Source organism: Halopseudomonas sabulinigri (genome assembly GCF_900105255.1).
Lineage (GTDB): Bacteria > Pseudomonadota > Gammaproteobacteria > Pseudomonadales > Pseudomonadaceae > Halopseudomonas > Halopseudomonas sabulinigri.
In genome coordinates this window covers 1-15,796 of sequence record NZ_LT629763.1, presented here as the reverse complement: position 1 = coordinate 15,796, position 15,796 = coordinate 1, and the positions used below count along the sequence as shown (strand labels likewise).

Annotated in this window: 13 protein-coding genes and 1 pseudogene; 4 read left to right on the top strand and 10 right to left on the bottom strand. The window is 61.6% G+C overall.

Going from position 1 to position 15,796, the window contains the following annotated elements:
* Positions 1-28 precede the first annotated feature (28 nt).
* Positions 29-958: an AEC family transporter gene (locus BLU26_RS00070; protein ID WP_092282928.1), complete on the bottom strand. Its 930-nt coding sequence runs from the start codon at positions 956-958 to the stop codon at positions 29-31.
* Positions 959-988: 30 nt separating this feature from the next.
* Positions 989-1,654 carry a thiopurine S-methyltransferase gene (locus tag BLU26_RS00065; RefSeq protein WP_092282927.1) on the bottom strand — a complete coding sequence of 222 codons (666 nt, stop codon included), beginning with the start codon at positions 1,652-1,654 and terminating at the stop codon, positions 989-991.
* Positions 1,655-1,764: 110 nt separating this feature from the next.
* On the opposite strand from BLU26_RS00065, the gene BLU26_RS00060 reads away from it, so the two are divergent.
* The 4 genes from BLU26_RS00060 to BLU26_RS00045 all read left to right on the top strand — a co-directional run bounded on the left by BLU26_RS00060 (position 1,765) and on the right by BLU26_RS00045 (position 7,299).
* Positions 1,765-3,510: a potassium/proton antiporter gene (locus BLU26_RS00060; protein WP_092282926.1), complete on the top strand. Its 1,746-nt coding sequence runs from the start codon at positions 1,765-1,767 to the stop codon at positions 3,508-3,510.
* Between the two features lie 95 nt (positions 3,511-3,605).
* Complete coding sequence (locus tag BLU26_RS00055; protein WP_092282925.1) at positions 3,606-5,990, top strand: heavy metal translocating P-type ATPase; 2,385 nt, start codon at positions 3,606-3,608, stop codon at positions 5,988-5,990.
* A complete protein-coding gene (gene cueR / locus BLU26_RS00050) occupies positions 5,987-6,376 on the top strand; it encodes a Cu(I)-responsive transcriptional regulator (protein WP_092282924.1) in 390 nt (129 codons plus the stop codon). Before BLU26_RS00055 ends, cueR begins: the two co-directional genes overlap by 4 nt.
* A complete protein-coding gene (locus BLU26_RS00045) occupies positions 6,373-7,299 on the top strand; it encodes a LysR family transcriptional regulator (RefSeq protein ID WP_231701979.1) in 927 nt (308 codons plus the stop codon). Before cueR ends, BLU26_RS00045 begins: the two co-directional genes overlap by 4 nt.
* On the opposite strand, the gene flgL is transcribed toward BLU26_RS00045, so the two are convergent.
* The 8 genes and pseudogenes from flgL to BLU26_RS18470 form a co-directional block, all read right to left on the bottom strand.
* Entirely contained in the window at positions 7,292-8,551 is a 1,260-nt protein-coding gene (flgL, locus tag BLU26_RS00040) for a flagellar hook-associated protein FlgL (protein WP_092282922.1), read from the bottom strand. The genes BLU26_RS00045 and flgL overlap by 8 nt on opposite strands.
* Before the next feature lie 13 nt (positions 8,552-8,564).
* On the bottom strand, positions 8,565-10,532 hold the full coding sequence (gene flgK, locus BLU26_RS00035; protein ID WP_092282921.1) for a flagellar hook-associated protein FlgK: 1,968 nt from the start codon (positions 10,530-10,532) through the stop codon (positions 8,565-8,567).
* Complete coding sequence (gene flgJ / locus BLU26_RS00030; RefSeq protein ID WP_092282920.1) at positions 10,532-11,635, bottom strand: flagellar assembly peptidoglycan hydrolase FlgJ; 1,104 nt, start codon at positions 11,633-11,635, stop codon at positions 10,532-10,534. The genes flgK and flgJ overlap by 1 nt, the downstream gene beginning before the upstream one ends.
* A 14-nt stretch (positions 11,636-11,649) precedes the next feature.
* A complete protein-coding gene (locus BLU26_RS00025) occupies positions 11,650-12,750 on the bottom strand; it encodes a flagellar basal body P-ring protein FlgI (protein ID WP_092282919.1) in 1,101 nt (366 codons plus the stop codon).
* 13 nt (positions 12,751-12,763) lie between these two features.
* Positions 12,764-13,441, bottom strand: a complete 678-nt coding sequence (gene flgH / locus BLU26_RS00020) for a flagellar basal body L-ring protein FlgH (protein ID WP_092282918.1) — start codon at positions 13,439-13,441, stop codon at positions 12,764-12,766.
* 15 nt (positions 13,442-13,456) lie between these two features.
* The gene (gene flgG, locus BLU26_RS00015) at positions 13,457-14,242 is read right to left on the bottom strand and encodes a flagellar basal-body rod protein FlgG (protein ID WP_092282917.1); all 786 of its coding nucleotides are present in this window, start codon (positions 14,240-14,242) and stop codon (positions 13,457-13,459) included.
* Between the two features lie 45 nt (positions 14,243-14,287).
* Positions 14,288-15,025 carry a flagellar basal-body rod protein FlgF gene (gene flgF / locus BLU26_RS00010; protein WP_092282916.1) on the bottom strand — a complete coding sequence of 246 codons (738 nt, stop codon included), beginning with the start codon at positions 15,023-15,025 and terminating at the stop codon, positions 14,288-14,290.
* Positions 15,026-15,239: 214 nt separating this feature from the next.
* Positions 15,240-15,782, bottom strand: a pseudogene (locus BLU26_RS18470) (flagellar hook-basal body complex protein); the annotation flags it as partial.
* Between the last annotated feature and the right edge of the window lie 14 nt (positions 15,783-15,796).

The window sequence follows — 15,796 nt, the reverse complement described above, 5'->3', positions numbered from 1 at the left end:
GCTGTTACAAAATAATGGCGCTTGGCCGCTAGCCCACTGCAGGCAGCAGCCAGGCGATCATCAGGGGAATATAGACCAGCGCCACCAGCGTACTCAGCAGGGCGGTGCCTGCTACCTGTTGCGGGCTGGTATCGAGTAACGTCGCAATCACCACCGTATTGGCGGCTATGGGCGTGATGGAGATAAGCAAAATGGCGCGATACACCGCCACGTCGTAGATATGCAGGAACTGGCTGTCCAGCCACCAGAACAACAACGCAGCCAGTGGCCAACTGAAGAACTTGCCGAAGAATGCCAGGCCGGTAAAGCGCAGGTTGCCGGCCAGCCCCTGAAAGCTGAGGATACTCATGCCGATAATCATCATGCCGAAGATACTGTAGGCACCGCGCAGGTTATCGAACAATGGCACGAAGGCAGCGGGGATCTGCAGCCCGCTGTAATTCAGCGCAACGGCCAAGAAAAAAGCGTACAGCGAGGGCAGTCGCAGTACCTTGCGCACGCAGTCGCGCACACTGAAACGGCCACGCGCCGCCAGATAGAAGCCCACGGAGTTTTCAAACAACGTGGTGCCCAGCATGCAGACGATATAGATACTCAGACCTTGCTCGCCGAACAGCAGCAAGGCCACCGGAATGCCGAAATAACCGGTATTACCGGTACCTACCGACAGCGGAATCATGTTCGCGCTGCCATCATGCAGCCAGCGCTTGGCGAGCCACAGGTGCAGTATTCCCAGCAGCGAGCAGAGGCTGAAGGTGAGAAACGGCAGCAACACCACCTCTGGCGACAGCGGCGCATTCATCACGCCGGCGAACACCACCGACGGAGTGACGATATACATCATGATGCCGGCGATATGACGACCACTGGCGTCCAGATAGCGACCCGCCACCCAGCCGAGCGCCACCGTCACGTAGAGTGGTAGCAATTTGTACAACAAGGCGAGGGACGCCAGCATGGCTTATCTCACAGCAAAGACCGCAACGTTCTAGGCGGCGACACGCTCATCGGAAATCAGGTAAACCCGCTCGACCAGCTCACGCATACCCTGGGCGGCAAATACCGCGTGGTCAGCGAGCACATCCTGCTCGTCCAACAGCGCTATATGGCAGCCGGCGTAGAGGTGTTTTACCTCAGCATCGGACACACTGAAGGGCGGCCCGGGGCGTTGTTCCTGCGGGTACTCCAGGGTCACCAGCAGCATTCTCCAGCCGGCTGGCAACAGGCGGCGAGTATGTGCAACATACTGGGCGCGCATGGCCTCCGGCAGGGCGATCAACGCGGCGCGGTCATACACGGCGCTGATGCCTTTGAGCCGATCCGGCGTCAATGCAAAAAAATCCCCGCAGAGCAGTTCAAAACCGTCCCCCGTTGCAGCGCTGAATTCACCTTGCTGCTGCCAGTCGAGCGCCAGCTGATGTTCGTGGATAAAGGCTTCTATGGCACTGCGGGCGAGCTCGACGCCCTGCACCCGATGCCCCTGCTGGCGCAGCCAGAGCATATCCAGGCTCTTGCCGCACAGCGGTACCCAGATGGCGGCGCTGGCCGGCACCTGCAGTTTTGGCCACCAATGGCTCAATAACGGGTTCACCGCCGCCTTGTGAAAACCGGTTTCACCCCGCTGCCAGCGGGCTTGCCAGAACGCTGCGTCCATCTTCACCTCCGCTAATGCAATCGCTTGACTATACAGTAATTTTTTCACCCAATCGGGTGGGAGAAGATATAGTGGGCCTGTCTATCATCCGGTTTCCAGGCCAGCGTTTAATGGATTACATCAATACCCTGTTCATGATCGGCGCGCTGCTGCTGTGCTTCAGCGTGCTCGCCAGCTCCCTCTCCTCGCGGCTGGGCATCCCGCTGCTGTTGATCTTCCTGGTCATCGGCATGCTCGCGGGTGAAGACGGCCTGGGCGGCATCGCCTTTGAGGACACCAGCAGCGCCTTTCTGATCGGCAGCCTGGCCCTGGCCATTATCCTGCTGGATGGTGGCATGCGCACCCGGGTAGAGAACTTCCGTGTAGGCCTTTGGCCCGCCATGTCGCTGGCCAGCGGCGGTGTATTGATCAGCGCCGCGCTGACCGGCGGCCTGACCGCCTGGCTGCTGGATCTGCACTGGCTGCAGGGCTTGTTGCTCGGCGCCATTGTAGGGTCTACCGACGCCGCCGCGGTCTTCTCGCTACTGCAGGGCAAGGGGCTGAATCTCAAGCAGCGGGTTGGCGCGACGCTGGAAATCGAGTCCGGCTCGAACGATCCCATGGCAATCTTCCTGACCATTACCCTGGTCGAGATGCTTTCCAGTGGGCAAACCAGTTTCAGCTGGAACTTCGCCCTGCTGCTGATTGAACAGTTCGGCATTGGCGCGCTGTGCGGTCTGGGCGGCGGATTTTTGCTGGTGTGGCTGGTCAACCGTGTGCAACTCCCGGTAGGGCTGTATCCGCTGCTGATTACCAGCGGCGCCATTCTGGTCTTTGCGGTGACCAACAAAATCGGCGGTAGCGGCTTTCTGGCGATTTATCTCACCGGCCTGATCCTCGGCAACAAGCGCGTACGCAATCTGCAGAACATTCTGCAGGTGCAGGACGGGATGGCCTGGCTGAGTCAGATCGGCATGTTCCTTATGCTTGGCCTGCTGGTCACACCGAGCGACATGATCATCATTGCCATGCCCGCTACGCTGATTGCGCTTTTCCTGATTTTCGTGGCGCGGCCGATTGCCGTGCTCATCTGCCTAGCGCCCTTTGTCTTCTCGTGGCGCGAGCGCCTGTTTATTGCCTGGGTCGGCCTGCGCGGCGCAGTGCCCATCATTCTGGCCATTTTCCCGCTGCTGGCAGGGCTGGAGCAGGCGCAGCTGCTATTCAACCTGGCTTTCGTAGTGGTGCTGGTTTCACTGCTTTTACAAGGCTCATCGCTGCCGCTAGCGGCACGCCTGTGCAAGGTGGAGATCCCACCACAGCCGGAGCCCTTGCAACGCACCAGCCTGGATACCGCCATTCAGGGCGATTTTGAACTGCTGATCTATCAGCTGGATAACGCCAACTGGTGCGTTGGCGTGGCGCTGCGCGACCTGACCATGCCCGCCGATACCCGCATCGCTGCGCTGTTTCGTGGTAACCGGTTACTCCACCCCACCGGCAGCACCCAGCTGGCGCTGCACGATGTGCTCTGCGTGGTGGGCCGACCGCGCGACCTGCCTGCGCTGTCCAAGCTGTTCAGCAAGGCGCAGCCCAAACGCTATTTGGAGAGTCGCAATTTCTTTGGCGACTTTATTCTGGAAGGCGACGCGCAGCTCGGTGAAGTCGGCAAGTTCTACGGCTTCGAGGTGCCGGAGGAAATGCAGGACCTGACGTTGGCTGCGTTCTTCAGCCGCCACTTTGGTGGCCACCCGGTGGTCGGCGACCATATTCAGTGGGAAGGGCACAGCTGGGTCGTCGCCGCCATGGATAACGACTGGATTCTCAAGGTGGGCCTCAAGCTCGGCGAAGGCAGCAGCGGCCCCACGTTGGGGTTCTGACCGGCCAGCTGCAGCTCAGCGTATGAGCAAGTCGCTTGACCTTTACATGATGTCAAGGTTCATGCTGAACTCCTCATCAGCATGGGAGATCCGCAATGCACAGCGTAACCCTGACCCTGGACGGCATGAACTGCGGCAGCTGCGTCAGTCGCGTCGAGCGCGTGCTCGGCGATCTGCCCGGGATCACCGAACCCCAGGTAAACCTGGCCGCCAACAGCGCCCGCTTCAACTACGCCGGCGCCGAGCAGTTGCAGGCCGCAACCCAAGCCCTGGCCCACGCCGGCTACCCCGCCCAGCAGACAACCCGACTACTGCAACTGCAGGGCATGAGCTGCGCCAGCTGTGTGGGCCGGGTGGAGCGCGCCCTGAGCGCCGTGGCCGGCGTGCAGCATGCCGAGGTCAATCTGGCCAGTCAGCAGGCCCGGGTGACGCTGCTCAAGAATGCCGCTACCGAACCGCTGTTCGCCGCGCTGCAGGCTGCCGGCTATCCCGCTGAGTGGCTGGATGCGGCCCGCCCCGCCGGGCTCGAGCAGGCAGCTACCCAGCGCAAGGAGAAGCGTTGGCTGCTGCTCGCCATTGCCTTCACCCTGCCGCTAACCTTGGGCATGGTGCCGGCACTGTTCGGCTACCATCAATTTATGCTGCCGCCCTGGCTGCAATTGCTGCTGGCCTCGATAGTGCAATTCATCTTTGGCGCCCGCTTCTACCGCGGCGCCTGGCATGCCCTGCGTAACAAAACCGGCAATATGGATTTGCTGGTTGCCCTCGGCACCAGTGCCGGCTGGGCGTTAAGCACCTGGCATCTGTTGCAGGCGGCGCCAGGAGAGATGCCGGCCCTGTACTACGAAGCCTCAGCCACCATCGTCAGCTTCATTCTGCTGGGCAAGTACCTGGAAAGCCGCGCCAAGGGCCAAACCCTGGAAGCCATTCGCGCGCTCAGCGCCCTGCGACCGGACACCGCGCGGCGGCGCACCGCCAGCGGCGCCGAGGAGACGGTGGCACTGGGCCAGATCAGCCCCGGCGACCTGCTGGTCGTGCGACCCGGCGAACGCATACCGGTGGATGGCGTGGTCAGCGAGGGCGGTAGCCATGTCGACGAGTCGATGCTGACCGGTGAAAGCCTGCCGGTGAGCCGGCAACCCGGCGATGCAGTCAGCGCCGGGGCGATGAATCAGGACGGCATGCTATTGCTGGAAACCCGCGCCACCGGCGCCGAAACCCGCCTGGCGCAGATTGTCCGCCTGGTAGAAACCGCGCAGACCTCTAAGGCGCCGATTCAGCGTCTGGTCGACCGTGTCAGCGCCGTTTTCGTCCCGGTGGTCATCCTTATTGCGCTACTAACCTGGGGCATCGGCGCTCTAGTCGTTGGGCCCGAGCAGGCCTTGCTCAACGCCATCGCCGTGCTGGTGATCGCCTGCCCCTGCGCGCTGGGCCTGGCCACGCCTACCGCCATCATGGTCGGCACCGGTGTCGCCGCCCGCCATGGCATTCTGATCCGCGATGCGCTAGCGCTGGAGCAGGCGCACGGCATAGATACCCTGGTGTTCGACAAGACCGGTACCCTGACCCTCGGCCAGCCACAACTGAGCGCATTGCAACCGCTCGGTGACACCGCAAAGCAACAAGCACTGGGTTGGGCGCTGGCGCTTCAGCAACAGGCGGAGCATCCGCTGGCACGCGCCCTGTGTGCTTACGCTGAGGCGCAGGGTGTCCGCTCGGCAGCGGCAACCGACTTTCGGGTTCTGGCGGGCCGCGGCGCACAAGGGCGCATTGACGGGCACAGCCTCTGGCTGGGCAACAACCGGCTGATGGCGGATCAGCAGATCGACCTCTCGGCCTGGCAGGAGGACGCCCAGGCGCTGGCCGCAGACGGCGCCACAGTATCCTGGCTGGCCACTGACAACCCGCCCCGTGCGGTTGCTCTGCTCGCCTTCACCGACACCCTCAAGCCCACTGCCGCAGCAGCCGTCAGCCAGCTGCACGCTAAGGGCATCAGCACCCAACTGCTGAGCGGCGACAGCCAGGCCGCCGCCGAGTCGGTCGCCCGCAGCCTGGGCATTACCCAGGTGACCGGCAACGTTTTGCCAGAGGACAAGGCCGCAGTGGTTGAGCGCCTGCGTGCCGCGGGCAAGTCAGTGGCCATGGTAGGTGATGGCATCAACGATGCGCCGGCGCTGGCGGCGGCCGACATTGGCATGGCCATGGCCACCGGTACCGATGTAGCCATGCACAGCGCAGGCATCACCTTGATGCGCGGCGATCCGTTACTGGTGCCGGCGGCGCTGTCGCTGTCCCGCGCCAGCTGGCGCAAGATCAGACAGAACCTGTTCTGGGCCTTTGTCTATAACTGCATCGGTATTCCGCTGGCCGCCGTGGGGCTGTTAAACCCCATGCTGGCCGGCGCCATGATGGCAGCCAGCAGCGTCTGCGTAGTCAGCAACGCGCTGCTGCTCAAACGCTGGCAACCGGAGAGCGCATGAACATAAGCCAGGCCGCCAAGGCCAGTGGGCTGAGCCCCAGAATGATTCGCCACTATGAAAATATTGGCCTGCTGCAGGCGCCGGCGCGCAGCGATGCCGGATATCGTCAATACAATGAACGCGAGCTGCATACACTGCGCTTTATTCACAGCGCCCGTCAGTTGGGCTTCAGTATGGACGATACCGCGCAATTGCTGGCCCTGTGGCAGGACCGCTCGCGCAGCAGCGCCGAGGTCAAGGCGCTGGCCGAGCATCACCTGCAGGCGCTGGAGCAGAAAATTGCAGAGCTGCAGGCGATGCACGATACGCTGGCAGATCTGGCACGCTGCTGTCAGGGCAATGAACGTCCCGACTGCCCGATCATCAATTCACTGGCGACTGCATGAGCGAACAACATCCTATGGACCTTAAATCCTTGCGCCACTTTGCCGCACTGGTGGAGCACCAGGGGTTCATTCGCGCTGGCGAGGCCATTGGCCTCAGTCAGCCTGCACTCAGCCGCAGCATCCAGACCCTGGAACACCGCCTGGGCTGCGCGCTGATCGTGCGCGGTGGCAAGGGAGTGGAACTGACGCCGCAGGGGCAGTTGGTATTGGCGCACGCCAAGCGGCTGTTGGCCGGCAGTACGGCGCTGAAAAATGCCTTGCGCCAATTCAATGATCTGGAAGACGGCGAACTGTTGATCGGTGCCGGTCCCTTCCCCGCCGCTGATCTGCTGCCCCGCGTGCTGGGCGCGTTCAACCGGCGTTATCCCGGCGTGCGGGTGCGCCTGGACATTCAACATTGGGATGCCCTGCGGCGGCAACTGCTGGGCGAGGAACTGGAGCTTTTTGTGGCGGACATTCGTGAGCTGGAGGGTGATCCCCTGCTCCAGGTGCAACCGCTGCAGCAAGAGCCAAGCCTGCTGTTTTGCCGGCCCGGCCACCCGCTGTGCAGCGAGGCTGTACTGACCCGCGAGCGCCTGGCCGCCTACCCGCTGGCTAGCTTCCGCTTGCCTGGCAGTATCGAACAGATACTGCGGCGTACTCTGCCCCGCGCGGAACCGATGATCAGCCTGGAGTGCGACAACCTGGATGTGCTCAAGCGTCTGGTCATGCAGTGTGACGCCCTGAGTATTGCCAGCCGCAGTACTCTGGCCAGCGAGCTGGCCGCCGGACAACTGGTGTTGCTGGATTGGCCGGCGCTGATGCCCGGCACCAGCTTTGGCCTGGTCACCCGCCTGCACCGACCGCTATCACCGGCGGCCACCGCGTTTATCGAAATACTGCAGGCCGCCGCCAGTGGCGCAGACGAGCAAGGCGTCAGATAAGGTTGAACAGGCTCAGGCCACTGACCTTGACGAAGCTTTGCTGTGCAGCCTCCAGTACCACTGTCTGCAACGACAGGCGGCTCAACGCCTCGGCGTAATCGAGGTCTTCCAGCTCGGAGGTGACGCTGGTGTTGATCAGCGACAACTCGTCGTTCTGCACCTGGGTAGAGTCGATCACGTTCATCCGCGCGCCAATGGTGGTCTGCACCTGCAGCACGCTGTTCATCGCGTTGTCGAGGTTGTCCAGGGTGACTGCAATCACATCGCGCCGGTGCAGCTTGTCTTCGGTACTGTCGGTACTGGTTTCCAGTGTGCTACGCAGGTTGGCGATGGTCGCCAGCACACCTCGGGTTTCACGCTTGTCGCTGGCCGGGTCGCTGTCGCCGGTAGCGATGGTAAAGCGGTCGCCCGCCGCCAGCTGACCATCCAGAGTGACCGCCACTCCGGCATAGCGAATGTCGTAACCGCCCTCGTCGTTCTCCTCCAGTGCACCGGTCACCGGTGGCACCAGAGGGTTGCCGGCGCTGTCGACAATTTCATAGGTGGCGGCGTTAGCGCCGATCACGATGCCAACGCTGCCTTGCGGGTAGAAACTGTCATCGTAGGTGTTCTTGTTCTCCACCACGCCGAGCGAGATGCGTCCGCTGCCGGTGTTGGCGGCATCGGCACTGGTCAACACGCGGTTGACGTTGGCGACGTTGACGAACAGCTCCTTGCCGTTGTCGTTCAGCGCCACAGTCTTGGAACCGGCAATCTGAACCGAGCGCTGGCCCTCATCGCCTTGATAGCTGTAACTGCCATCGGGGTTCTTGACGAACGGGGCCTGGTTGCTCTGATAACCACCAAACAGATATTCGCCGCGGGCGTTGCGGCTGTTGAACAGATCCAACAACTCTTCTTCCCGTTGCCCCAACTCGGTCGCCAGTGCCTGACGGTCTTCGTTGGTCAAACCGCCGCCACCGGCCTCCAGCGCAATCTCACGCACGCGCTGCAGCGCGTTGTTGACCGAATTGAGGATGGCCTCCTCCTGCGCCAGGCTGTTGTTCGCAGCCGTCATGTTGTTGCTGTACTGCTCGAGTTTATTCGACTCCTGACTCAGCTGCAGCAGACGCACCGTGGCCACCGGATCGTCGGCGGGCGACAGGATGCGCTTGCCGGAGCTGATCTGTTCCTGGGTACGCGAGGCATTGGCGTAGTTATCCTGAATGCCCCGCACGCCGCTGTTGAACTGCTGAATGGTGGAAATTCGCATCGTTCTTTACCCGTTAGCGAATACTGCTGATCAATGTATCGAACAAAGTGCGCGCAACTTGAATGACCTGAGCCGAGGCATTGTAGTACTGCTCGAACTTGATCAGGTTGGCGGCCTCTTCATCAAGGCTCACCGCCGAAACCGAATCGCGATTGTTGGTCGCCTGTTGCAGCACCGCCGCACTGGACTCGGCGTCGGTACGTGCTTGCGCGGTATAGGTCGCCACCCGCTGCACCAGATCACCGTAACCATCAACGAAAGAGAAACCATCGGCACCATTGGCCTGCCCCAGCACCTTGGCAGTCTGCAGCTCGGACATCACCAGTGCGTTGCGGTTATCCGCCACGCCCTCATTGAAGTTCAGCGTAAAGGTGTCGCCATCCTTGGGCGTGCCGGTCATGCTCATGCTGAAAGTATAGCCACCGACGCTTACCTCTACGGCGTTGGTCTGCCCGGCACTGATCACCAGTGGCGATGGGTTCAGGGTGCCGCTGGAACTGGTCAGCTCGCCGGTGGCGGCGTCGTAGGTCAGGTCAATCGGCAGCAGCGTCTGCAATGCCGCCGGGTCTATCGGCGCCGGGCCGCTGCTCAGGGTCGGCTGCGACAGGCTGCCGGTGCCGCGGTTATCCAGACTGGCGTCGGCACTGGCCGGTGCGGCAAACGCCAGCTCCTGCGGCTCCTGCATGACCACTTCAATGCCGGCCGCCGCATAGCGGGTCGGCGACAGCAGAAAGCGGTCGCCGGAGGTGATGCTGCCGGAGTCCAGCTCAATGGTGAAGCCATCCAGTTCCGGCGGCGGCACACTGCTCAGGTCATAAGGACCGCTGACCTTGTCATCCGAGGTACGGCGCACGGTGAATTGCGTGGCGCTAGAAAATACCACTTCATAATCCGAGGTGCTGAGCTGCGAGGTGTCGCTGATCAGCACATCGAGCTTGGCGTTGGGGTCGGTGTTGTTGGCCCGCGCCCGGCTACGGCCCTCGACCAGCGCCTCGCTGTTGATGTCGTTGAACAGCAGCGAGCCGGCGTTGCCGTTCAGGTCCAGGCCCTGGCCCTGCTGCTGGTTGAATTGATCGGCAATGGCCAGCGACAGGCGGCCCACGGCATTCAAAGCCTGGTCCAGCACATCGTCGCGGTAGCGCAGCAGACCGCCGAGTTCACCGCCGCTGATCAGCGAGGTGATGTCCTGGGTAGAGCCACCGCTTTTCAGCACGATATCAACCCGCGACGGATCAGAGGCACCCGTGGCGACCGCCAGGGTCGAGGCCTGATTGCCGACTACCAGCGGCTGCCCCGAGCCCACAAACACGTTGATCTGGTTGTCGTCCTGCGGCACCACCGTGATGCCCACCAGCTCCGCCAGCTGGCGCACGGCTTCGTCCCGCGCATCCAGCAGGTCGTTGGGTTGTGCACCATTGGCGGCGGCCTTGGCGATGCTGTCATTGTACTGCGCCACCGAGGTGGCCAGGCGACTGGCCTGATCGGTCAAGGTGCTCATCTGCTGACCGATGAACTGGTTCTGCGCGGTCAGGCTGGACTGCACGGTGTTGAAGCGCGACGCCAGCCCCTCCGCCTCGGATAGAAAGAGTTGTCGCGCCGGCAGGTTCGATGGATCTTCAATCGCGGTCTGCAGTGCATCAAAGTAGTTTTGCAGGCCAGGCGTGATGCCGGTAGCCGTGCTGGAGACCAGCGTATTGAGCTGCTCCATCTGCGACTGAAAGGCGTTGACCTCGGCATTCGCCGACGTGCTGGTACGCACCTGGTTGGTCAGAAACTGGTTGTAGATGCGCTCGACATCCACCACCTTGCTGCCATTACCCAGGTAACCGGCACCGGTCAGGGTTGGCACCTGCGCCGCCTGTATGGCGGTCTGCCGGGAGTAACCCGGGGTATTGACGTTGCTGATGTTCTGACCGGTTACCGACAGCTGGGTCTGCGCCGACTTGAGCCCGCTCAGGCCAATGCCAAAAAGATCCGCCATTATGCCCTGCCCGCGCTGTCAGCCGCCGCTGTGTTGTTGGCCAGCCGGGTATCGGTTTCGCTGATCAGCTTGCGGGCGATCTGCGATACCTTGTTCGCGTACTGCGGGTCGGTGGCATAACCGGCCTGCTGCAGCTCACGGAAGAAGGAGTCGGGGTTGGCGGTGCTGCTCAACGCCTGCTGATAGCGACCGTTGGTTTCCAGGAAGCTGACATAATCCTCGAAGCTCTGCTCCCAGGAGTCGTAGCTGCGGAAGGAGGCCCGCTCCTTACCCTGCACGCCATTGCGATATTCGGTGGTCATCACGTTGGCCGAATCACCCTGCCAGCCGCCATGCGACTTGATGCCAAAGAGGTTGTAACTGCTGGAACCGTCAGACTCCTTGATCACTGACTTGCCCCAGCCGGTTTCCAGCGCTGCCTGGGCGACCAGATAGTGCGGGTCTACGCCCAGGCGCGCAGCAGCCTTCTCCGCCATCGGCAGCATGGTTTCGACGAACTCATCAGCGTTGGCAAAACGGGTGCGACCGGTGGTTTCAGCGCCCAGGGTCTGGGCAGTGGTACCCACGGCCGTAGTCCGCGCGGCTGCCTGCAAGGCGCGCAGCGGCTGCCAGTTGTCGGCTACGCTGCCACTGTCCGTGGTCTGCAGATTACCGCCCTGCTGCTGGGCGTGCTTCTGCGCCCAGGCGCTGTAGTTGGACGAGATAGCCAGGCGGCGGCGCGCCAGCAAGGCAGACTGATCCACGCCGCTGACCGCTTCAGCCTGGCTGGCAGCGCTGGTGGCGACCGGCGTACTGCCCTGCGGCGAGAGCTGCCGCATCAGAGTGTCCGTCAGACCCAGGCCCTTGCTTTCCGCCAGATGGATCGACAGCTGATTGTCGTACATATCCTGGTAGTGCCGGGTCTGCGGCGTGTTCAGCGGGTTGCCTTCGGCAAATACCGCGTTGGCGTCACGCATGCTCTTGACCATCATGTTCACGAACAACGACTCGAACTGCTCGGCCACCTTGCGGATATTCTCCGGGCTATTGGCCTTGGCACCCGACTTCAGCTGACTGACGCTGTTCAGGTCGGTGTAGTTGAGACTGCTGTTACTGATGCTCATGCTGGCCTCCCGACTCAGATGATGACCAGATCGGCGTTCAGGGCGCCGGACTGCTTGAGTGCTTCGAGAATGGCCATCAGGTCACCGGGCGCTGCGCCCACCTGATTGACCGCGCGAACAATTTCATCCAGCGACACGCCCGGATTGAACACGAACATGCGGCTGTCGCCCTGATCGATGTTGATCTGCGAGCTGGGCGCGACCACAGTCTGGCCGCCGGACAGCACGCCATCGGGCTGACTGACATTGATGTTCTCGCTGATGGTCACCGTCAGGTTACCGTGGGTCACGGCGGCCGGCTGCACCCGCACATCCTGACCGATCACAATGGTGCCGGTACGCGAGTTGATGATGACCTTGGCAGCGGCATTGCCCTGCTCGATTTGCAGGTTCTCGACCATCGCCAGGTAATCGACGCGCTGATTGGGGTCGATCGGGGCGCGTATGCGAATACTGCCGCCATCCAGCGCCTGAGCGACGCCCGGGCCAAAGGTATTGTTCACCTGATCCACCACACGCTTGGCGGTGGTGAAATCGGGCCGGTGCAGGTTAAAGGTCAGGTGATCACCGGAGGCAAAGGGGCTGGCGACCGAGCGCTCTACCGTGGCGCCATTGGGAATCCGGCCGGCGCTGGGAATATTAACCGTAATTCGCGAGCCATCCGCGCCCTCGGCACCAAAGCCGCCGACCACCAGATTGCCCTGGGCAATGGCATAGACCTGACCGTCGATCCCCTTGAGGGGAGTCATCAGCAGGCTGCCGCCGCGCAGGCTTTTGGCGTTACCGATAGACGACACGGTGATGTCGATGCTCTGCCCTGGCCGTGCAAAGGGCGGCAGATCGGCATGAATAGCCACCGCCGCCACGTTCTTCATCTGAATGCGGGTACCTGGCGGCACAGTAATGCCGAACTGCGCCAACATGTTATTGAAGGTCTGCACGGTAAAGGGTGTCTGGCTGGTCTGGTCACCCGAACCGTCCAGGCCAACGACCAGGCCGTAGCCGATCAACTGGTTACTGCGAACCCCGGCAATGCTGCCGATGTCTTTCAGGCGGTCAGCCAAAGCCAATGGGCTGGCCAATAGCAGACATAGGCAGAGCGAAAAAAGGCGCATCTTGTCTCTCCTGTCAGAACGGCCACAGCGGGCTGAGGAAGAACTGGTTCAACCAACCCGGTTGGCTGGCATTGGCAAAGGCGCCGGTACCGGAATAGGTAATGCGGGCGTCGGCCACCCGGGTCGAGAGCACGGTATTGTCCGGGCCAATATCGTCCGAGCGCACCAGGCCCGAGATACGAATCAGCTCGTCGCCCTGGTTCAGGGTGATCCACTTCTCGCCACGAACCGCCAGAATGCCGTTGGGCAATACCTCGGCAACCGTCACGGTAATCGAGCCGGTCAGGCTGTTGCTCTGGTTGGCGTCGGCCGAACCATCAAACTCACGCTCGCCAGAAAGGCTCACGCCCAGATCCAGGCCTTTGAAGCCAACCGCATTACCCAGCAGGGTCGGGTTGGCAATAGAAGCGCTACTGTCCTTGTCGATCTCATTCTCAGCGGTTTTCTGCGCAGCGGTTCGCTCGCTCAGGGTAATGGTGATGATGTCACCCACCCGGTGCGCCTTGCGGTCGTTGTACAGGCTCATTTCAAACCCGGGCTGATAGATCGCACCGTTGTTCAACTCTTGCGGCAACGGCGTGCGCGGTAACACAGGTGCATAGGCCGGATCGTCGCGGGTCGGCGGCATCTGCACGCAACCCACCAGACTTGCCAAGCCGAAAAGCACCAATGCATTACGCAACATGTTCATTGCGACTCACTCCCGTCAGAGGTTCTGACTGATGTATTGCAGCATCTGGTCTGCGGTGGAAATAACCTTGGAGTTCATCTCGTAGGCGCGCTGGGTGGTGATCATATTCACCAGTTCCTCAACGACGCTGACGTTGGAGTTCTCAAGGGTGTTCTGCAACACCGTGCCCAGGCCGTTTTCACCGGGGTTGCCGGTCTGCGGCGCGCCACTGGCGGCGGTCTCGAGGAACAGGTTGTTACCGATCGATTGCAAGCCAGCCGGGTTGATGAAGTCGGCGGTCTGGATGTTGCCGATTTGCTGCACCGCCGGATCGCCAAACACCGAGATAGTGACGGTGCCGTCTTCACCAATGGTCAGGTTCTGCACGTCGTCGGGCAGTACAATGCCGGGCTCCAGCGGGAAGCCATTGGAGGTGACGATCTGACCGTCCGCGTCCAGATGAAAACTACCGTCGCGGGTATAACCCAGGTTGCCATCGGGCATCAGTATCTGGAAAAAGCCGCGGCCGTTCACCGCCATATCCAGCGGCTGCTCGGTGGTCTGCAGGGTACCTTCGGTGAAGATCTTCTGCGTACCCACCACCCGCACACCGGTACCCAGCTGCAAGCCGGACGGCAGCTGGGTGTCCTGGGTGCTCTGGCCGCCGGGCTGGCGCTTGACCTGATACAGCAGGTCTTCAAACTCCGGGCGATCACGCTTGAAGCCGGTGGTCGACACGTTGGCCAGGTTGTTGGAGATGGTGGTGAGCATGGTGTCCTGTGCGGACAAACCGGTTTTGCTGACCCAAAGTGCTGCGAGCATGCTGTGTCTCCTCGCGTGTCAGTTAACTGACACTGCTGTTAAACGTTAACTGATCTGCAGGACGCGATCGGACGCCTGTGCGTTTTCATCGGCGGTGCGCATCATTTTCACGTGCAACTCGAACTGCCGTGCCAGTGCCAACATGGAGGTCATTTCTTCCACCGCATTGACGTTGCTGCCTTCCAGAAACCCGGTAGCCACTTGCACTGCGCCATCGGCGGGCTGTTCCAGACCGTCAGCGCGCATCAGGCCATCTTCGGCCTTGCGCATGCTGGCAGGATCGGGATTGACCAACTTGATACGGTCGACTTCTGCCATCACCGTCGGCGCCTCGCCCAACGCGCGGATACTGATGGTGCCGTCGGAGCCAATTTCGATCTTTTCTGCGGGCGGAATGGCAATCGGGCCGCCATTACCCAGCACCGGCAAATCGCCAGCGGTACGCAGGATGCCGAATACATCAACCTTGAGGTTGCCGGCGCGAGTATAGGCTTCGGTGCCATCGGGTGCCTGCACCGCGATCCAGCCTTCGCCCTGCACCGCCACATCCAGCTCACGCCCGGTTTCCTGCATGCTGCCGGCAGAAAAATCGGTGCCGGGGCGCTCGGTCATGGCGTAGGCGCGCGTGGCAAAGCCATCGCCGAATACCGGCATGGAGCGCGCTTGCTCGAAGTCCTTGCGGAACCCCGTGGTGGTCAGGTTTGCCAGATTGTTGGCGTGCGAGCGTTGCGCCAAGGCGTTCTGGCTCGCACCCGTCATGGATATGTACAAGGATTTGTCCATGCCCTACTCCCGCATCAACTTACGCGACAAGTAATTGCCGCTTTTGCTCTTGATACAGAAGATAAAGCACGGATCATGCCATCACTAGATAAAACAAATTTATTGCTTTATCTTCAATAGCTTGGAAATAGACGCCCATAAAAAAGCGGCAATACCGGCAAGCTTTATTGCCGGTATTGCCGCCAGGTTCGCCGCTGAGGGATCAGCCGCTGACTTATCTCAGGTTGATGATCGCCTGGGTTACCGCGTCTTCGGTCTGGATAGTCTTGGCGTTAGCCTGGTAGTTGCGCTGCGCCACAATCAGGTTGATCAGCTGCTCGGAGATATCCACGTTGGACTCCTCCAGCGCGCCGGACTGGATACCACCCAGGGTACCGGTAGCAGGCGCCCCAATCACCGGCTCACCCGACGCGAACGACTGCGCCCAGGAGGTATTGCCCAGCGGGGTCAGGCCTTGCTGGTTGGCAAAGGTCGCCAACACTACCTGGCCCTGCACGCGGGTCTGACCGTTGGTGTAGCGCGCGACCAGCAGACCGGACTCATCAATCTCAAGGCCGGCCAGCTCACCGGTGGTGAAACCGTCCTGGGTTACCGAGGTTACGGCAAAGCTGGAAGCGTACTGCGAAGAGCCTGCCAGGTTGATGGTCAGGTTGGCTACCGGTGATTCGGCACCCGTCGGCTGACCTTCGCTATCCAGCGGTACCCAGCCGGTCACCGCATAGGGTTGCGCCGTGGTCAGCTCACCCACGCTATTGAAGTCCACGTCATAGC